The organism is Amycolatopsis sp. lyj-23 (genome assembly GCF_046549135.1).
Taxonomy (GTDB): domain Bacteria; phylum Actinomycetota; class Actinomycetes; order Mycobacteriales; family Pseudonocardiaceae; genus Amycolatopsis.
This window is the reverse complement of record NZ_JAJPWN010000001.1, coordinates 209897-227286: the sequence shown is the minus strand read 5'-3', so window position 1 is coordinate 227286 and position 17390 is coordinate 209897. Positions and strand designations below refer to the sequence as shown.

The following is a 17390-nucleotide window of genomic DNA, read 5'->3' as shown; positions in this document are numbered from 1 at the left end:
CGGACGGGCCCGCCGCCGAGGGAGCCGGATATGCTGACTTTCGTCTTCAAGCGCCTGGCGTCGGGGGTCCTGCTGCTCGTGCTCGTCACGAGCGGGACCTTCTTCCTCGCGCACCTCGCCGTGGGCGACCCGACCGCCGGGTTGCTCGGCAACAGCGCGACCCCCGCCCAGCAGGCGGCGTTGCGCGCCAAGATCGGCTACGACCAGCCGCTGCTGACCCAGTTCTGGACCTGGGCCTCCCACGCCGTCACCGGGGACTTCGGCACGTCGTGGCGCAGTTTCCAGCCGGTCGGCGACCAGATCGCGCTGCGCGTGCCGGTGACGCTGTCGGTGGTCGTGGCCGCCACCGTGCTGGCCGCGGTGGTCGGCGTCGCCGCGGGCGTGGCGTGCGGGCTGCGCCCGGGCGGCCTCGGCGACCGCGTGCTCAAGCTGGCGTCGGTGGTGCTGTTCGCGCTGCCCGGGTTCTGGCTCAGCCTGGTGCTGGTGACCTGGTTCGCGCTGCGGCTCAAGTGGTTCCCGGCGGTCGGGTACGTCTCGCCGGAGGAGTCGGTGGGCGGCTGGCTGCAGTCGATCACGCTGCCGGCGATCGCACTGGCCCTCGGCGCGATCGTGATGATCGCCGAGCAGCTGCGCAACAGCTTCCTGCAGGTCGCGGGCCAGGACTTCGTCCGGACGCTGCGGGCGCGCGGCCTGTCGAAGCGCCGGGTGACCGCCCACGTGCTGCGCAACGCCTCCCCGGCCGCGCTGACCGTGCTGGCGTTGCTGTTCGTCGGGCTGCTCGGCGGCGCGATCGTCGTGGAGATCGTGTTCAACCTGCCCGGCATCGGCAGCCTGACGCAGTCGGCGTCCCAGATCGGCGACATCCCGGTGCTGCTCGGCCTGACCGCCGTGACCGTGGTGTTCGTCGTCATCGTCAACTTCCTGCTCGACCTCGTGCTCGGGTGGGTCAACCCGAAGGTGCGCCAGCGATGACCGCCGTCCCGCTTCCCGTCGGCCCGGCGCCCGTCAAGCGGGTGTCGCTGGGCCGGCGCTACCTCCGCCGCCCGCTCGGGGTGGCCGCCCTCGCCGTGTTCGCCATCGTGGTGGCGGTCGCGGTGCTCGCCCCCTGGCTGGCGCCGTTCGACCCCGACCACCTCGACTTCGCGCTGTCCCACGCCACACCCGGCAACGGGCACCCGCTGGGCGGCGACTCAGCCGGCCGCGACGTCCTCAGCCGGCTGCTCTACGGCGCCCGGACCACGCTCTACGGCGCGCTGATCACCTGCCTGACCTGCGTGGTGCTCGGCGTCCCGGCCGGGGTCGCCGCGGGGTACTTCGGCGGGGTGACCGACCGGGTCGCGTCCTGGATCAGCGACGCGCTGCAGTCGGTGCCGGTGATGATCGTGCTGCTGGTGGTCGCCGCCGGCACCGGCCAGAACTTCGCGGTCCTGATGGTCACCCTGGGTGTGCTGCTGGCCCCCGGCCACTACCGGATCGCGCGGGCGCGGGCCCTGACGGTCTGCCGGGAGCCCTACATCGACGCTGCGCGCGTGTCCGGCGTGACGACCTTGCGGATCCTGCGCACGCACATGCTGCGCGCGGTCTACGCCCCGGTCATCGTGCAGACGGCGCTGACCGCCGGGATCGCCATCGGCCTGCAGGCCGGGCTGCAGTTCCTCGGCGTCGGGTCGGCGTCCACGCCCAGCTGGGGCCAGATGATGAACGACGGCTTCCAGACCATGCTCAGCTACCCGCTGATCCTGCTCTGGCCCTCGATCGCCCTCGGGCTCACGATCGCCGCGCTGGCGTTCATCGGCTCGACCCTCGCGGACCTGGTCAGCGTCCGGGTCGAGCTGCCCACCGCCCGCCGTCGCGCCCGCGTCCGCCGTGAGCTGGCCGCCGCCCCCGGGGCACTTTCACGGGAAAGTGCCCCGGGCGGGCCGAGTGGGGCGCACGTGCACGAGGTCGGGGGCAGTGCCCTGCGCGTCGAGAACCTGCGGGTGGGTTACGCGACCCGCGAGGGCGTCAACGAGGTCGTCCGCGGGGTGTCGTTCGACGCCGCACCCGGCGAGGTGCTGGGCATCGTCGGCGAGTCGGGGTCGGGCAAGACGCAGACCATCTTCTCCGTGCTCGACCTGCTCCCGGCCGGCGGCACCGCGGTCGCCGGCGGCATCTGGGTCGGCGGCGAGGAGGTCGGGCACCGGTCGCCGAAGGAGCGGGCCGCCCTGCTCGGCCGGGCGATCGGGTACGTGCCGCAGGAGCCGATGACCAACCTCGACCCGAGCTACCCGATCGGCCACCAGCTCGTCGAGCCGCTGCGGCGCGTGCACGGGCTGGCGAAGGCGGAGGCTCGGCAGCGGGCGCGTGACGTCCTCGTGCGGGTCGGGATCCAGGACCCCGACCGGGTCCTGAAGGCCTACCCGCACCAGATCTCCGGCGGCATGGCCCAGCGCGTGCTCATCGCCGGTGCCGTCGCCGGGCGGCCGTCGCTGCTGGTCGCCGACGAGCCGACGACCGCGCTCGACGTCACGGTCCAGGCGGAAGTCCTCGAGCTGCTGCGCGAGCTGCAGCGCGAGTACGGGATGGCGCTGGTCATCGTGACCCACGACTTCGGGGTCGTGGCCGACATCTGCGACCGCGTCGTCGTCATGAAGGACGGCCGGGTCGTGGAAACGGGCCCGGTCGAGCGGATCTTCCAGCGGCCGGAGGACCCGTACACCGCGGAGCTGATCGGTGCTTCGCTGGACGACGCCGCCTGCCGCGACGAACTCGACGAAGCGTGTTCCCCGGCCGGGGTGCGCGGAGAGGAAGCCGCTCGATGAACGCCCTGCTGGAGGTCGACGACCTCGTGGTGGACTACCGGCTGCGCCGCGGGGTCGCCTTCCGCGCGCTGGACGGCATCTCGCTGTCGGTCGGGCCGGGGGAGTGCGTCGGCCTGGTCGGCGAAAGCGGCTCGGGCAAGTCGACGCTCGGGAAGGCCGTGCTCGGCCTCGCCGCGGTCACCTCCGGGCGGATCACCTTCGCCGGCCGGGACACCACGCACCTGCGCGGCGCCGCCCGCCGCCGGCTGGCGGGCGACGTCCAGGTCGTGTTCCAGGACCCGTACGGCTCGCTGGACCCGACGATGACCGTCGGCGAGGTGCTGGCCGAGCCGCTCGTGGTGGCCGGGACGTCCCGCGCCGACGCGCGCCGGGCCGTGGCCGCGATGCTCGAGCGCGTGCGGCTGCCGGCCGCCGCGGTGCACCGGTACCCGAGCGAGTTCTCCGGTGGCCAGCGCCAGCGCGTCGCGATCGCGCGGGCCCTGGTGCGCCGTCCCCGGCTGGTGGTCTGCGACGAGCCGGTCAGCGCGCTGGACCTGACCACCCAGGCGGCCATCCTCGACCTGTTCGTCGACCTGCAGCGCGAAACCGGGGTGTCCTACCTGTTCGTCTCGCACGACCTCGGCGTCGTGCGGCGGGTCTGCCACCGCGTTTGCGTGCTGTACCAGGGAAAGATCGTCGAAGCGGGGCCGACCCGCGCGGTGACCGAGGTGCCGGAGCACCCGTACACCCAGCGCCTGCGCCTCGCGTCCCCCGTCGCCGACCCGGCTCGCCAGGCCGAACGCCGCGCCACGTGGCTCAGCCTGCGCGAGCCGGCATGACCTAGAGTCGGTAGCCATGCCGAAGGTCATCGACCACGACGAACGACGCCGCGAAATCGTGGCCGTCGCCAAGAAGCTGATCATCGAAGGCGGCTTCGAGGCGGCGACCATGCGCAGCATCGTGACCGCCGCCGGGTTCGCCAACGGCGCGCTCAAGCACTACTTCGCCAGCAAGGACGACATCATCGCGGCGACCTTCGAGAGCGTGCTGCGGGAAACCGAGGCGCTGCTGGCCGGCCTGGACCCCGGGCTCGGGCCGGCCGAAGCGCTGCGGGGGTTCGTCGAAGGCGCCCTGCCGCTGACCCCGGACCGGATCGCGGCCGGGCGCGTGCTGCTGGCGCTGTGGGACCACTCCGTGGCCAACCCCGGCCTCGCGGCGCAGTACCGCGACCTGCTGACGGGCTGGCGGGCCGAGCTGTGCCGCCGTCTGGCGGCCGCGCGGGGCAAGGGCGAGCGGCCGAACGCGCGCGCGGTCGGCGTGCTGGCCGACGAGATCATTTCGGTGACCATCGGGGCCACGGTGTCGAGCCTGATGTACCCGGTCGGCGAGCTGGTGACCCGGTATCGCTCCTACGTCGACAGCCTGCTCGCCCGGATCACCGATTGAGCGGTTTTCGTCTACACTCGTAGAATGAACGCTCTCCCCGTCACCCGTACTTCGCCGGCCGGCGCGGCCGGACCGCCCGTCGTGCTGCTGCACGGCTTCGCCTCCAGCGGGGCCGCCGACTGGCCCGCGCGGCGATGGGCCGGCCCCCTCGCCGAAGCCGGCCGCGAGACCTTCGTCGTGCACCTGCCGGGCCACCCGGACGGGCCCGCCGTCGCGGCCGTCGAGGACGTCACGACGGGGGTCTTGCTGCGCCGGCTGGCCGACGCCGTGCCCGACGGCGAGGTCGACGTCGTCGGTTACTCCCTCGGCGCCCGGCTGGCGTGGAGCCTGGCGGCCGAGGAGGTGCTGCCGGTCCGCCGGCTGGTGCTCGGCGGCCTGAGCGGGATGGATCCCTTCGCCGCGGTCGACCCGGCGGCGCTGCGGGTCGCGGTCCGCACCGGGGCGGCGGAGGACCCGCTGACGGCCGGGATCGCGGGCGTGATCCGCGGCGGGGACGCGGACTCCCTGCTGCGGCTGGTGGAAGGCCTGGGCCGGGAGCCGTTCGACCCGGCGGGCGCGGTCCCGAAGGTTCCGACGCTGTTCCTCGCGGGTGCGGCCGATCCCGTGGCGGCGGGCATCGAGGAGGTGGCCGGCCGCCTCCCGGAGGCCCGGCTGCAGCACGTGCCCGGCGACCACCAAGGCGCCTTGGCGACCGAAGAGCTGCGCACGGCGGTGTTCGGCTTCCTCCGGGGCTGAGCGTGCCCCGAACGGCGTCATAACACCTCGCGGCGGCGGAAGTCATGCCCCCGCCGACCGGCCGCGATGCCGCCGACCCGCCGAAAGTCGGTGCCGCACAACGGAAAGCGCGTCCTAGCATCCGGATCCCCGTGGGTGGGCACCCGGCCGCCCCGTGACGAGGGAGACGCGCCGATGCGGAAGCTGCTCGCCGTTCTCTGCTGTGCCTTCGTGACCACGATCGCGGTGGCCGCCCCGGTGTCCGCGGCACCGGGCGGCACCGTACCCGGCCTGACCGGCGCCGCCGCCAAGGCGGCGGCCGGCCCGATGGCCGAAAAGTTCCGCCGGCTGCGCCACCCGGAGTCCCTGGCGCAGCGGCACACGTTCTGGGGCCCGGAACCCCAGCTGTCCTCGGGCGCCGACGGCGTGGTCGTGACCCAGAGCATCACGCCGGGCCTGCGGCTCTCCAACACGAACGACGTCGTCTACGCCCCGACGATGAAGCCCACCGGGCACTCGTGCATCGAAGTCGTGACCGCGTACGGGCTCGGCGAAGCCGCCCAGGTCTGGGCCTGGGACTGGTGCCGTTCGGTGGCGCCGGCGAAGGTCGTCCCGATCGACAGCGCCTTCCTGGCCACCTACACCAGCACGGTGGACGGGCACCCGGCCTACACCGTGCAGGAGGTCCGGACCAGCTCGGCGGGCAACGGCTGGACGGCGTCGCTGCGCAACGTGAAGACCGGCGCGTGGGACACCCTGTTCAGCCAGAGCGGCAGCGACCAGAGCTCGCTGAACGAAGGCTGGGACATCTTCGAGCTCTACGCGACCCGCAATCCCGCCACCGGCAACGCCTACTACTGCTCGGACGCGCGCGGCGCGGTGTTCGAGTCGAGCTCGCTGCAGCTGCGGATCGGTGGCCGGTGGGTCGCCGCGTCGCCGTCGAACTCGCCGCTGCAGCCGACCGCGAACCCGCGTCCGGCCGACTACGACTGCTCGACGCTGCGGTTCGAGGTGCCGTCGCCGAACAGCACCTGGCGCGTCACCGTCTGAGTTCAGCCGGCCCGCAGCAGCTCGCGGCCGCCCGCGTGGGGGCTCGGTGGCAGGTGTCGTGGGCCCGGCGGTAGGCGATGGTGAGGTGTTCGCTCGGATTGGCGGGTCGAGGGCGCGACTCGCGCGGCCGTGGTCGGTGCCTGCGCGCCGGGGAAGCGGGCTCGGCGCCTCCCGAACCTCCACGGTCTGAGCTCAGCCGGCCGGCAGCAGCTCGCGGCCGCCCGCGTGCCACCAGGTGTCGAACGCGGCGCTGCAGCCCTGCCGGCCGGCGTAGCTCGCGACGACGGCCGCGTGGACCTCCTCGATGTGCGCCGCCACCGGCGTGCCCGGGCGGTAGCACAGGCGCAGCTCCTGCCACAGGGGCGCGCCCTCGATGGCCCGCACGGCGATGGTCCCGGGCCGGTCCCGGCGCGTCGCCAGCGCGGGCGCGACGGCCATGCCCGCGCCGACGAGGTCCAGCAGCGTCGCCAGGCACTGCGGCCGGTGCGGCTGGTCGAGGGCCACGCCGCGGCGGCGGCACTCCCGCTGCAGGTACGCCGACCACCGGGTCGTGCCCGGCGGGTCGTCGGCCCACGGGTGCTCGCCGAGGGCGGCGAACGGGACCGCGCGCGTCCCGGCCAGCGGGTGGTCGGGGGAGAGGATGACGAAGACCGGTTCCCGGGGGTGCACGACCAGCGTTTCGACGCCGTCGGGGAGCGCGAAGCCGGGCAGCGGCGGCAGGTAGACCAGCGCGAGGTCGAGCCCGCCGGCGGCGAGCTGGGCGAGGGTGGCGGACTCGTCCGGGTCCTCGTGCACGCTGACCCCGCGGCTCCACGGCCGGTCCCGCAGCCAGCGCGACACGGCGAGGTGCAGGAACCCGCAGTACCCGCCGACGCGCACCGGCCCGGCGGGCGCCCGCCGTTCCCCGATCCGCTCGGTCAACGCGGACACGCCGGCCAGCACGCCCCGCGCATCGGCCACGACGTCGGCCCCGAGCCGGGTGGGCACGCACCCGCTGGGCGACCGGACGAAGAGTGCCCCGCCGACGGCCTGTTCGACCCGCCGCAGCAGCCCCGAGAGGGCGGGCTGCGAGACGTGGAGGAGCCGGGCGGCCCGGCTGAGACTCCGCGCATCGGCCACGGCCACGAGCGCGCGCAGGTGGCGCAGTTCCAGCTCCACGCTCCCACTGTAGGCGGCTTGATCAGCGGGGACATCCGACTCGAGTCGGGCGGTCCGCCTCGGCCGCAGGTCGGCCGTCGGTTCGCTCCGGGACGACTTGGGCGGACCGCTCGTCGACCCGGGTTTGCTCCCGGGCACCCGCCGGGCCGTGCGGTTCGGCTCGAGCGCAGGTCGGCCGTCGGTTCGCTCCGGGACTTGGCCGGACTGCTCGTCGACCCGGGTTTGCTTCCGGGCACCCGCCGGGCCGGGCAGCCGGGCCGGAACAGCCGCCGCCGACCCCGCCGATTCCGCCGCCGACGCCGACGCCGCCGCCGATCCTGCCGATCCTGCCGATCCTGCCGATCCTGCCGATCCTGCCGAGCCGGTCACCGAACCCGGCGGCTAGACCGCAACGGGGGCGCGCATCGGGGCCCTGGCGAAGTCCGCCATGCCTTCGGCGAACCCGATCGAGGGCAGCCAGCCCAGCTCCGCCTTGATCCGCTTCGGCGAGGCCACGATGTGGCGCACGTCGCCGATGCGGTACTCGCCGGTGATCACCGGCGGAGGTGTGCCGGCCGCCGCGGCCAGGGTGGCCGCCACCTCCGCGATGCTGCGGGGGTCTCCGGTGGCCACGTTGAACGCGCGGAACCCCGGGTGCGCCGCCGTCAGGGCCGCCACGTTGGCCGACGCGATGTCGCGGACGTGGATGAAGTCGCGGCACGGCTTGCCGTCCTCGAAGACGCGGGCCGCCGCGGCGCGCTCCACGGCCGTGCGGAAGACCGCCGTCACGCCGGAATACGGGCTTCCCGGGGGCATCTCGGGCCCGTAGACGTTGTGGTAGCGCAGGGCGACCGCCTGGCCGCCGGTCTCGCGGGCCCACGCGCCGGCCAGGTGTTCCTGGGCCAGCTTGGTGACCGCGTAGACGTTGCGGGGCGGATCGAGCGGGTCGTCCTCTTCGACCGGACTGTCCACGACGGTCAGGCCGCACTCCGGGCAGGTCACCTCGAACCGGCCCGCGTCGAGGGCTTCCTTCGGACGGCGGCCGGGCCGGACCCGGCCGTGCACCGGGCAGTCGTACCGGCTGTCGCCGTAGATCACCACCGAGCTCCCGAGCACGAGCTTGCCGAGGCCGAGCTCGGTCATCGCGGTGACGAGCCGCGCGGTGGCGAGGTCGTTGCACGTCACGTACCGCGCCGCGTCGCGGATCTCCTTGCCCCGGCCGACCATCGCGGCTTGGTGGCAGACCGCGTCGACGCCGCGCAGCGCCGAGACCACTGTGGACTCGTCGCGCAGGTCGCCGTGCCGGAACTCGACGCCGTCGGGGAACTCCGGTGGCGACCCGGCCGGGTGCACGTGGGGGAGCAGCGCGTCCAGGACCCGGACCTCGTGCCCGCCGGCCACCAGCGCTTCGACGACGTTGCGGCCGATGAACCCGGCGCCGCCCGTGACCAGAACTCGCATTCCGCCTCCTGCCTCTCGTGGCTTCCCACGGTCTTCGGCGGTGCTCGGCCCGGACTCGAATGCGGCTGGACCCGCGCGCCATACCGTCCGGCCGTCCGGATCGCGGAGGCGCGGATGTGGGGAGAGGCTGTGGTGCTCATGTCTGGTCGGGTGGCCGCGGACGGCGCTACCGATACGGCGGTGGTGATCGGGAGCGCGGGGTTCATCGGACGCCGGCTTTCGGCGACGCTCGACCTCGCGCGGGTGCGGACGGCGTGCTTCACCCGGCAGTCGAGGTTCCTGCTCGACGGCGAGCTGGCCGCCCCGATCTCCGAGGCCGGGACCGTGTTCTACCTCGCGTCCAGCATCAACCCGGCGCTCGGGGAAACCCACCCGGAGCTGGCCGAGGCCGACCACGTGCTGTTCCGCACCCTGCTCGACCGGCTGCGCCGCCGGGACAACCCGCCCACGGTGGTGCTGACGAGCTCCGGTGGCACCGTGTACGACCCCGCGTTCGCCCCGCCGTACGCGGAAACCTCGCCGCTGAAGCCGTCGGGCGCCTACGGCCGGGCGAAGGTCGCCCTCGAAGAGGAACTGCTGAGCCACGCGGGTGAGCTGCCGGCGGTGATCCTCCGGATGTCCAATGTGTACGGGCCGGGCCAGCCGACCGGGCGCGGCCAGGGCGTGCTCGCCCACTGGCTGTCCGCCGCGCTGGATTCCCGGCCGCTGCGGCTGATCGGCGACGTGACCGCGACCCGCGACTACGTCTACGTCGACGACGTCGTCGACGTGATGCGGCGGCTGCGGGGCGCCGGGCCCGCGGAACCCCTGATCCTCAACGTCGGCTCCGGCGTGCGCACCTCGCTGTCGGACCTGCTGGACGTGGTGCGCTCGGTCGTGGCGCTCGACCTGCGGGTGGAGTTCCAGCCGAGCCGGCTGTTCGACCGGCAGGACGTCTGGCTCGACGTCGGGGAGGCCGAGCGGGTGCTGGGCTGGCGGCCCGGGACGTCGCTGGCGGAAGGCGTGGCGGCGACCTGGCGGTCGTGGCTCGCCGGCGCGGCCGTCACCGCCGGGGTCAACGAGCTCCAAACGATTTTCGAGACCATCTGACCAGGCTGTTCCGGAGTAACCCGACTGCAGAGCGAGGGACCGAATGTTAGCTGAAATGCTCGCCCGTTCCGGCAAGGTGCTGCTCGAGAACGTGCCGCCGGACGGCCGGAAGTACTGGGCGGCGCGGTTCTGGGACCGGGCGGCGGCGGAGCAGCACCCGCTGCTGCGCGAGCACTTCCTCAGCCAGAAGGAAACCATCGGGAAGTACCTCGAGAAGTACGGCGCCGAGACCGGGCGGGTGCTCGAATTCGCCTGCGGCACCGGCGAGTTCACCGGTCTCGCGGCGACCCGCACCGCGGCGAAGAGCATCACCGCGCTCGACATCTCCCAGCAGGGCCTCGACATCGTGCGCGGCCGCGTGCAGCACGAGGACCTCAAGCTCGTGCTGGGCGACTTCTGGGCCGAGCACGACCTCGGCTCCGCGGACCTGGTGATGTGCGTCGACGCGATCCACCACCTCGGCGACGTGCGCGAAGTGCTGGAGCGGCTCAAGACGTTCATGGAGCCGGGCGGGATCTTCGTCGGGAACCTCTGGACGGGCGACAACTTCCACGACTTCGAGCGCAAGCGCTACGGCACGCTCAACCACCTCCGCCGCACGGCGGCGTTCTTCAGCACGGCGGTGGTCATCCGCGCCTCGGGCGGCCGGATGAAGACCGGCGCGTACCGGACGCAGCTGCTGACCAGCGCGGAAGGCACCGCCATCCTGAACGAGGTGTTCACCGAGGTGCTGGAGCTGGACGTGCACCCGCACTTCATGTCGTTCGTGGCCACTGCCTGACCCGTGTCGTGGGTGGCGGGCGTCCGCCACCCACGACAGGTTTTCACGAAGCCCGCGCGACGACCTCGTCGAGCAGCCGGGCCTGGGTGAGCAGCGTTTCGCACTCGAGGGCGCGTCCGGCCCGGTCGTCGACCAGGCTCGCGAAGTGCCGCAGGACGTTGCGGAACTGGTCGTCCGCCGGGAGGCTCCGCTCTTCCACCACGTCCTGGGACTCCAGGCGCAGCACCGGGCGCGCCGTGGCCGGCGGGGTGAACGCCCGGTCCAGCGTCAGCCGGCCCTCGCTGCCCCACACCGACATCGTGCTCCGGTAGCTGTGCACGAACCCGAACGAGCACTGGGCCGCCACCTGGCCGTCGCTCAGCAGCGCGCTGCCGGACACGTCGACCTCGCCGGAGCGCACGAGCACCGCGCCGGCCACCTCGGGGGTGTGCAGGTAGGGCCAGGCGGCGCGGATCGGGTAGCACCCGGTCTCGCGCAGCGAGCCGCCGCCGAGGGCGGCGGAGTACCTGATCCCGGACGGCGCCGTCGGCGGGATGCCGAAGTCCGCGGTGATCAGGCGGGGCTCGCCGACCACGCCCTTGGTCACCAGCTCCGCGACCTCGGCGTGCTGGGAGTGGTGCGGGAACGCGAAGTTCTCCATCACCACCAGCCCCCGCGCGGTGGCGAGCTCGACCAGCCGCGCGGCCGCGGCCGTCCCGAGCGTCGCCGTCTTCTCCACCAGCACGTGCTTGCCCGCTTCGAGAGCGGCCTCCGCCCATTCCTGGTGCAGCGCGATCGGCAGCGGGATGTACACCGCGTCGACGTCCGGGCGCGCCAGCAGCGCCGCGTAGCCGGTCACCGCCTCGCCGCCGAACCGGGCGGTGAAGGCCGCCGCCTTCGCCGCCGACCGGCTCGCCACCGCGGTGACCGGCAGGCCCGCGGCGGCCATCGCCGGAACCGTCTTGCGCGCGGCGATGTCGGCGCAGCCCAGTACGCCGAACCTCGGCGCGGTCACCACCGGATCGGCAGCTCGGCCGGGCGGGGGAACGCGGTCGCGAGGTGCCACCGCAGCTCGTCCACCGGGGTGCCCAGCGCGAGCGGGATCCGCCGGGCCACCAGGGTTTCCAGCAGCACCCGCAGTTCCAGCCGGGCGAGGGCGGCACCGAGGCAGAAGTGGATGCCCGCGCCGAAGGCCAGGTGCGGGTTGTCCGTGCGGTCCAGCCGGAGCTCGTCCGGCGCCGCGAACGCGGATTCGTCGCGGTTGGCGGAGTTGATCAGCGGGATCACCGGCTCACCCGCCCGGATCGTCACCCCGCCGAGCTCGACGTCTTCGAGCGCGATCCGCAGCGAGCCGAACCCGCCGGCGACCTGGCTGTAGCGCAGCGCCTCTTCGACGGCGGTCCCGATCAGCGCGGGATCGTCCACGATGGACTGGTACCGCACCGGATCTTCCAGCAGGTGCACGAGAAGGTGGGACACTGCGCTGACCGTCGTGTGGTAGCCGGCGATCAGGATCGTCATCGCGAGCGTGCGCAGCTCCTCGTCGTCGAGCGAGTCGCCGTCCTCCTGGGCCTGCAGCAGCCGGGTCAGCAGGTCCTCGCCCGGCCGGGCGCGCTTGCGCTCGATCAGCCCGGTGAGGTAGCCCATCAGCGCGCCCGCGGCCTCGCGCGCCGCGTCGGCGTCCGCGCCCGGTCCGCCGACGGTGAGCACCTTGTCGCCCCACTGCCGGAACTGCGCCTGCTCGGCGGGTTCGACGCCGAGCAGTTCGCAGATCACCGTGATCGGCAGCGGCAGGGCCAGCGCGGTCACCGCGTCGGCGGTGGTCCCGGCGGCCAGCATCGCGTCGACCAGACCGGCCGTGATCTCCTCGATCCGCGGCCGCAGCGTGTCGACCCGCCGCTGGGTGAACTCGCGCGAGGCCAGCTTGCGCAACCGGGTGTGGTCCGGCGGGTCCAGGTTCACCAGCGACCGCGAGCCGCGGTGCACCGGGATCAGCCTCGGCGCGTCCGGCCGGGTCATCGCTTCCTTGCTGAACCGCAGGTCGGTGAGGACGGTCCGGACCTCGGCGTGGCGCAGGACGAGCCAGCCCTCGTGGCCGCCGGGAAGCTGCACCCGGGTCACCGCCGCTTCCGCGCGCAGTTTCGCGTACTCGTCGAGCGCTTCCCCGGGGGTGCGCACGCGGAAGGGGAACGCGGGCAGTGCCGTCACGGCTTCGGTCATCGGGATCCTCACCAATCGATCGGTTCGCGGGAACGGAAGAAGGTGCCGGTCGGCCCGTCGTCGGGCAACGTGGCGGCCCAGGCGATGTCGGCGGCCGCGGTCGCGGGGTCCCCGTCGGCCGCGGGCATCATGCGGGTGCGGACCCGGCCGGGGTTGACCGCGTTGACCAGCACCCCGCGGCCGCGCGCGGAGTTCGCGAGCAGCACGGTCACGGCGTTCAGCGCGGTCTTGGACAGGGCGTAGGCCGGCGCGCCGGTGAACAGGCCGTGGCTGAACGCCCCGGTGCCGCTCGAGACCATGACGATCCGGCCCCAGCCGCGGTCGAACATGCCCGGCAGCACGGCCTGGGACACGCGCAGCGCGCCGAGCGCGTTGACCGCCAGGGTTTCGGCGACGAGCTCGGGCGGGACGGACTCGGGCGGCGCACCGGCGTCGAGGAGCACCCCGGCGTTGTTCACCAGGACGTCGACCGGGCCGGCCTGTTCGAGCGCGGCGGCCACCGAGCCGGTGTCGGTGACGTCGAGCCGCACCGCCCGGCCGGTTCCCGCGGCCTCGGCGTCGGCGAGGTGCCGCGCCGACGCGACGACCTCGAAGCCGGCGTCGGCGAGGTGACGGCAGACGGCGAGCCCGATGCCGCGCCCGGCCCCGGTGACCAGCGCCCTCAAGACAGCCCCTCGCCGAGCAGGCCTGTCCCGGACAGGGCTTCGGTGAGCAGGTCGAGCTGGCGGAGTTCGGCCGAACACGGGAAGAGCACGAGCTCTTGGCAGCCGGCGTCGGCGTATTCGGCGGCGGTGCGGGCGAGCGCTTCCCGCGTGAGGAGCGTTTCGCCGATGACCCGCTCGGTGTAGCGGCCCATTCCGCGGTAGCAGCCGCCGAGGTAGGTGCGGGCCAGCGTGCCCCCGTCCGGTCCGAGCGCGAAGTAGGCCAGCGCGACCAGCCGGGGTTCGTCGGTGCGGCCGGCGTCGGCCCAGGCCTTGCGCAGCCGGGTGAGCCGGTCGGCGTACGGCTCGGCCGAGCCGCTCCCGGAGATCCACCCGTCCGCGCTCGCCGCGGCCCGCCGCATCGCCGCCTCGGAGTGGCCGCCGACCAGCACCGGCGGGGGCGTCGCGGGGGTGGGGCCGATCTCGCCGTCGCGCCAGGTCCGGCGCAAGGTGGTGATCAGCTCGTCGAGGTGCCGGCCGCGCCGGGTGAACGACGTGCCGGTGACGTCGAAGTCGTCGCGCCGCCCGCCCGCGGCGAGCCCGAGCTCCAGCCGTCCGCCGGACAGCTCGTGCAGGGTCGCCGCCTGCTTGGCCAGCACGGCCGGGGTGCGGGTCGCGCCGAGCAGCACCGTCGTGGACAGGCGGATCCGGCGCGTCGCTCCGGCCGCGACCGCCAGCGCGGTGAGCGGCTCGTGGTTCGGGTAGACGATCCGGTCGAGCACCCCGAGCGTCGAGAAGCCCCTCGCCTCGGCCGTCACGGCCCAGCCGAGCAGGTCCGCGCCGCGGGTGCCCGGAACCATCGCGGGCAGGCCGACCCCGATCCGCATGCCGGTCTCCAGTCTTTCCGGTGGCAGCTTCGCCCCGCATGCTCGGCGGGCGGACTCGAACCTCGTTGGGACCCGGCTGGGACTCCCGGCCGCGCCGTCGAGCCGGGTCCCAACGAGGTTCGACCGGCGGTGACGAACCTGGGGCCGCGCGCGTGTCCCGCACGTGTATCCGATCCAGAGGAAGAAGACCGTTATGGTGCGCATGTCCCTGCGGCGAGGTGGGGTGGTGACGGCCGTCTTCACCGCCACCGCCGTCCTGACCGGCGGTACCGCCGCGTTCGCCTGCGATCCGCGGCCGCTGCCGATCGCCGGTGCCACGGCGGTGCGGGCCGCCGACGGCAGCTACCAGCTGAGCTGGTCGCCCGCGACCGACGTCCGCTCGGCGTCGGTGTACGCCGCCACCCACCCGATCGAAAAGGCCCAGGACGGCGTGCTGGTCGCGAAGGACGCCACCGGGGCGGCGACCGTGACCGGCCTGGCCCCGACGACCCGCTGGTACTTCGTCATCGTGCCCGGCGGGGCGAGGCTCGGCGAGGGGGTGGCCGCGAAGCTGGTCGACCTCGACGGCGTCAAGAACGCCCGTGATCTGGGTGGCTACCCCGCCGCGGACGGGCAGCGCATCCGGTGGGGCACGATCTTCCGCAGCGCCCGGCTGACGCCCGCCACCGCGACCGGCCGCGACGAGCTCGCCGGCCTGGGAATCCGGGAGGACGTGGACTTCCGCTCGACCGCGGAAGCGACCGCCGAGGGCCCGGACCCGGTGCCGGCCGGCGTCACGCACATCGCGGAACCGGTCGGCGACCCCGACCAGGCGGTGCCGCCGGACCCGAAGACCCCGCCGTCCACCGGGGACCTGATCATGGACAACTACCGGCTGCTGGTGTCGAACCCGAACCTGGGCCACCAGTTCGTCGACGCGCTGACCCACATCGCCGACGCCCGCCAGCGGCCGGTGCTCTACCACTGCACCGGCGGCAACCACCGCACCGGCTGGATGACGGTGCTCCTGCTCAAGGTGCTGGGAGTGCCCGACGACGTGATCCGCCAGGACTACCTGCTGTCCTCCGGCACCACGGGCGCCTACCTCGACGCGGCCTACGACCAGGTCAACCTCGACTACGGGTCGTTCCCGAACTACCTCGCCGCGCTCGGGGTCACCGACCAGCTGACCCGGCAGCTGCGGCACGCGTTGCTGGAGACCCCGCGGTGAAGCCGACCACTGTGGACGTCCTGGTGGCCGGCGGCGGGCTGACCGGGCTCGCCGCCGCCACCTTCCTCTCCTGGCTCGGCGTGCGCACCGCCGTGGTGGAGCGGCATTCCGGGACGCTGATCCACCCGCGGGCCCGCAGCATCAACCCCCGGACGGCGGAGCTGCTCCGCCAGGTCGGGCTCGCGTCCGCGGTCACCGACAGCGGCGGCTACGTGAGCGAACTGCCCTCGGTGTACCTCCTGCGCGCGGTCACCCTGGCCGGCGAGGAGCTCAGCCGCACCGAACAGCGACCGCCCGCCGACGCGGGTGGCGGTGCCGAGGTCAGCCCGTCCGGCTGGGGGATGATCGACCAGGACCGGCTCGAGCGCGTGCTGCGGGAGCGGGCCGAGGAGCTCGGCGCGGACGTGCGGTTCGGGCACCGGCTCGTCGGTCTCGACCCCGACGACGCCGGGGTCACCGCCACCGTGTCCACAGTGGACGGCGAGCGGACGATCCGGGCGGCCTACGTGATCGGCGCCGACGGCAACGGCAGCACGGTGCGGTCGCTGCTCGGCATCGGACGGCACGGTCCCGGCCGGCTGAGCCACGTCGCGAGCATGGTCTTCGACGCCGACCTGTCCGGGCCGATGCGCGGCCGCCACGACCCGGCGAACGGCCGGTTCGTCGCGTCGTGCCACCTCACCACGCCGGCCGAAGGCACGGTGCTGTTCCCGCACGGCGGCGACCGGCGCTGGGTGTTCAACACCCCGTACTTCCCCGAGCGCGGCGAGCGGATCGAGGTCTTCGACGACGAGCGCTGCGTGGCCGCCATCCGGACCGCGACCGGCGTGCCGGACCTGCCGTTGTCCCTCGTCCCGCAGTTGGAGAACGGCGTGCGGGTGCTCGGCTACGAAGTCGGCGCCCTGGTCGCGGACACCTACCGCGCCGGGCGGGTGTTCCTCGTCGGCGACGCCGCGCACGTGATGCCGCCGACCGGCGCGTTCGGCGCCGGCACCGGCATCCAGGATGCGCACAACCTGGCCTGGAAGCTCGCGCACGTGCTGAGCGGCCGGGCGGGGGAGGCGCTGCTGGACACCTACGACGCCGAGCGCCGTCCGGTCGCGGAGTTCACCCTGGGGCAGGCGCTGCTGCTGATGAACGCGCGGGGCGGAGCGAAGGTGGCTGCGCCCGCCGGGCACGAACTGGTGCCGTACGACGCCGCGGTGTTCGGGTACCGCTACCCGGGGCCGTTCGCTCCCGGCGACGGACCGGTGGCGCTGGAGCCCGCGGAGCTGACCGGGCAGCCGGGCACGCGGGCGCCGCACTTGCCGGTCGGCAGCGGGTCCACGCTCGACCGCTACGGCCGCGAGTACGTGCTGCTCACCGGTACCGAAGTGGACACCGGACTCCGGTCCTTCGTGCTCGACGGTATCGCGCAGGCTCGGCATGGCATCATGGCCACTGGTGCGCTGCTGGTGCGTCCGGACGGGTTCGTGGCTTGGCGCAAGGAATCGGGCTTCACGCCCGAGGACTTGGGTGATGTCTTGGCGGCACTGCACTGCCGGGAACCGGTGACGGTCTGAAGCACCGCTGAAGCGCCTTCGCCGGGGTCTTCCCGGCGAAGGCGCTTCAGTCGTTTCGGTTGCGTGGTGGTCGGCTTTCGTCTGGAGGTGTGGGTGGTGTCGGATTGCCTTGGTCGGTGCCCACCACCCCGATGCCCGATTGTGACTACGGCCGGTGGTGCCGCGTCAAGGCGGGAAAGCGTGCCTTGACCCGGCACCACCGGCCGTGTTGGGGCTTCGGATCGGGGTGGGGGGAGGGGTCTGGGTGGGGTGCGGGTCTCGCTGTCGGCTTTCCGTTCGAGCTGGTGGGGCATCTGCAAGGCCGCCGGCCGCAAGGCCGCCGGCCGCAGGGCCCGCCCTCCCTGGGGGAGCCGCCCCGCTTCAGCTTATCGGCGGCGGCCGACGGAAATCGCCGGGAAGTGGCCGCCGAGGGCGGGTTGTCCACAGACCGGGC

Annotated in this window: 16 protein-coding genes; 10 read left to right on the top strand and 6 right to left on the bottom strand. The window is 73.7% G+C overall.

The genetic code is table 11. The annotated features are described in order from the left end of the window. The first annotated feature begins 30 nt into the window (after positions 1 to 30). The 6 genes from ACLJPY_RS01025 to ACLJPY_RS01000 all read left to right on the top strand — a co-directional run bounded on the left by ACLJPY_RS01025 (position 31) and on the right by ACLJPY_RS01000 (position 5990). Positions 31 to 972, top strand: coding sequence for an ABC transporter permease (locus ACLJPY_RS01025; RefSeq protein WP_410586049.1), 942 nt, complete (start codon positions 31 to 33; stop codon positions 970 to 972). Further along, positions 969 to 2801, top strand: coding sequence for a dipeptide/oligopeptide/nickel ABC transporter permease/ATP-binding protein (locus ACLJPY_RS01020; RefSeq protein ID WP_410586048.1), 1833 nt, complete (start codon positions 969 to 971; stop codon positions 2799 to 2801). Before ACLJPY_RS01025 ends, ACLJPY_RS01020 begins: the two co-directional genes overlap by 4 nt. Further along, positions 2798 to 3619 carry an ATP-binding cassette domain-containing protein gene (locus tag ACLJPY_RS01015; protein WP_410586047.1) on the top strand — a complete coding sequence of 274 codons (822 nt, stop codon included), beginning with the start codon at positions 2798 to 2800 and terminating at the stop codon, positions 3617 to 3619. Before ACLJPY_RS01020 ends, ACLJPY_RS01015 begins: the two co-directional genes overlap by 4 nt. Before the next feature lie 16 nt (positions 3620 to 3635). Continuing rightward, positions 3636 to 4226, top strand: a complete 591-nt coding sequence (locus ACLJPY_RS01010) for a TetR/AcrR family transcriptional regulator (RefSeq protein ID WP_410586046.1) — start codon at positions 3636 to 3638, stop codon at positions 4224 to 4226. Between the two features lie 24 nt (positions 4227 to 4250). Further along, on the top strand, positions 4251 to 4961 hold the full coding sequence (locus ACLJPY_RS01005) for an alpha/beta fold hydrolase (RefSeq protein ID WP_410586045.1): 711 nt from the start codon (positions 4251 to 4253) through the stop codon (positions 4959 to 4961). A gap of 174 nt (positions 4962 to 5135) precedes the next feature. Then, complete coding sequence (locus tag ACLJPY_RS01000; protein WP_410586044.1) at positions 5136 to 5990, top strand: carbohydrate-binding protein; 855 nt, start codon at positions 5136 to 5138, stop codon at positions 5988 to 5990. Positions 5991 to 6182: 192 nt separating this feature from the next. On the opposite strand, the gene ACLJPY_RS00995 is transcribed toward ACLJPY_RS01000, so the two are convergent. Together ACLJPY_RS00995 and ACLJPY_RS00990 are read right to left on the bottom strand one after the other, a co-directional pair. Continuing rightward, the gene (locus ACLJPY_RS00995) at positions 6183 to 7148 is read right to left on the bottom strand and encodes a LysR family transcriptional regulator (protein WP_410586043.1); all 966 of its coding nucleotides are present in this window, start codon (positions 7146 to 7148) and stop codon (positions 6183 to 6185) included. Positions 7149 to 7529: 381 nt separating this feature from the next. Then, entirely contained in the window at positions 7530 to 8588 is a 1059-nt protein-coding gene (locus ACLJPY_RS00990; RefSeq protein WP_410586042.1) for an NAD-dependent epimerase/dehydratase family protein, read from the bottom strand. 180 nt (positions 8589 to 8768) lie between these two features. Between ACLJPY_RS00990 and ACLJPY_RS00985 the strand changes: the two genes are divergently transcribed. Both ACLJPY_RS00985 and ACLJPY_RS00980 read left to right on the top strand, forming a co-directional pair. Then, positions 8769 to 9677 (top strand): NAD-dependent epimerase/dehydratase family protein, encoded by a 909-nt coding sequence (locus ACLJPY_RS00985; protein WP_410586041.1) that lies wholly within the window; start codon positions 8769 to 8771, stop codon positions 9675 to 9677. A 55-nt stretch (positions 9678 to 9732) separates the two neighbouring features. Further along, positions 9733 to 10458, top strand: coding sequence for a class I SAM-dependent methyltransferase (locus tag ACLJPY_RS00980; RefSeq protein ID WP_410586040.1), 726 nt, complete (start codon positions 9733 to 9735; stop codon positions 10456 to 10458). Between the two features lie 43 nt (positions 10459 to 10501). Here ACLJPY_RS00980 and ACLJPY_RS00975 read toward each other — a convergent pair whose 3' ends face one another. The 4 genes from ACLJPY_RS00975 to ACLJPY_RS00960 are packed head-to-tail and all read right to left on the bottom strand — an operon-like array spanning position 10502 to position 14185. Further along, positions 10502 to 11452, bottom strand: a complete 951-nt coding sequence (locus ACLJPY_RS00975) for a Gfo/Idh/MocA family protein (RefSeq protein ID WP_410586039.1) — start codon at positions 11450 to 11452, stop codon at positions 10502 to 10504. Then, the gene (locus ACLJPY_RS00970) at positions 11449 to 12657 is read right to left on the bottom strand and encodes a cytochrome P450 (RefSeq protein ID WP_410586038.1); all 1209 of its coding nucleotides are present in this window, start codon (positions 12655 to 12657) and stop codon (positions 11449 to 11451) included. The genes ACLJPY_RS00975 and ACLJPY_RS00970 overlap by 4 nt, the downstream gene beginning before the upstream one ends. An 8-nt stretch (positions 12658 to 12665) precedes the next feature. Continuing rightward, complete coding sequence (locus tag ACLJPY_RS00965) at positions 12666 to 13322, bottom strand: SDR family NAD(P)-dependent oxidoreductase (protein WP_410586037.1); 657 nt, start codon at positions 13320 to 13322, stop codon at positions 12666 to 12668. Next, positions 13319 to 14185: an LLM class flavin-dependent oxidoreductase gene (locus ACLJPY_RS00960; protein ID WP_410586036.1), complete on the bottom strand. Its 867-nt coding sequence runs from the start codon at positions 14183 to 14185 to the stop codon at positions 13319 to 13321. The genes ACLJPY_RS00965 and ACLJPY_RS00960 overlap by 4 nt, the downstream gene beginning before the upstream one ends. Positions 14186 to 14378: 193 nt before the next feature. Here ACLJPY_RS00960 and ACLJPY_RS00955 point away from each other — a divergent pair, with 193 nt between their 5' ends. Together ACLJPY_RS00955 and ACLJPY_RS00950 are read left to right on the top strand one after the other, a co-directional pair. Further along, positions 14379 to 15395, top strand: coding sequence for a tyrosine-protein phosphatase (locus ACLJPY_RS00955; RefSeq protein WP_410586035.1), 1017 nt, complete (start codon positions 14379 to 14381; stop codon positions 15393 to 15395). Beyond that, positions 15392 to 16957: an FAD-dependent oxidoreductase gene (locus tag ACLJPY_RS00950; protein WP_410586034.1), complete on the top strand. Its 1566-nt coding sequence runs from the start codon at positions 15392 to 15394 to the stop codon at positions 16955 to 16957. Before ACLJPY_RS00955 ends, ACLJPY_RS00950 begins: the two co-directional genes overlap by 4 nt. Positions 16958 to 17390 lie beyond the last annotated feature (433 nt).

Bases quoted from the DNA above. Each gene is read 5' to 3' on its own strand.
- ACLJPY_RS01025 (WP_410586049.1), top strand. From the start codon at position 31: ATGCTGACTTTCGTCTTCAAGCGCCTGGCGTCGGGGGTCCTGCTGCTC.
- ACLJPY_RS01020 (WP_410586048.1), top strand. From the start codon at position 969: ATGACCGCCGTCCCGCTTCCCGTCGGCCCGGCGCCCGTCAAGCGGGTG.
- ACLJPY_RS01015 (WP_410586047.1), top strand. From the start codon at position 2,798: ATGAACGCCCTGCTGGAGGTCGACGACCTCGTGGTGGACTACCGGCTG.
- ACLJPY_RS01010 (WP_410586046.1), top strand. From the start codon at position 3,636: ATGCCGAAGGTCATCGACCACGACGAACGACGCCGCGAAATCGTGGCC.
- ACLJPY_RS01005 (WP_410586045.1), top strand. From the start codon at position 4,251: ATGAACGCTCTCCCCGTCACCCGTACTTCGCCGGCCGGCGCGGCCGGA.
- ACLJPY_RS01000 (WP_410586044.1), top strand. From the start codon at position 5,136: ATGCGGAAGCTGCTCGCCGTTCTCTGCTGTGCCTTCGTGACCACGATC.
- ACLJPY_RS00990 (WP_410586042.1), bottom strand. From the start codon at position 8,588: ATGCGAGTTCTGGTCACGGGCGGCGCCGGGTTCATCGGCCGCAACGTC.
- ACLJPY_RS00980 (WP_410586040.1), top strand. From the start codon at position 9,733: ATGCTCGCCCGTTCCGGCAAGGTGCTGCTCGAGAACGTGCCGCCGGAC.
- ACLJPY_RS00970 (WP_410586038.1), bottom strand. From the start codon at position 12,657: ATGACCGAAGCCGTGACGGCACTGCCCGCGTTCCCCTTCCGCGTGCGC.
- ACLJPY_RS00960 (WP_410586036.1), bottom strand. From the start codon at position 14,185: ATGCGGATCGGGGTCGGCCTGCCCGCGATGGTTCCGGGCACCCGCGGC.
- ACLJPY_RS00955 (WP_410586035.1), top strand. From the start codon at position 14,379: ATGGTGCGCATGTCCCTGCGGCGAGGTGGGGTGGTGACGGCCGTCTTC.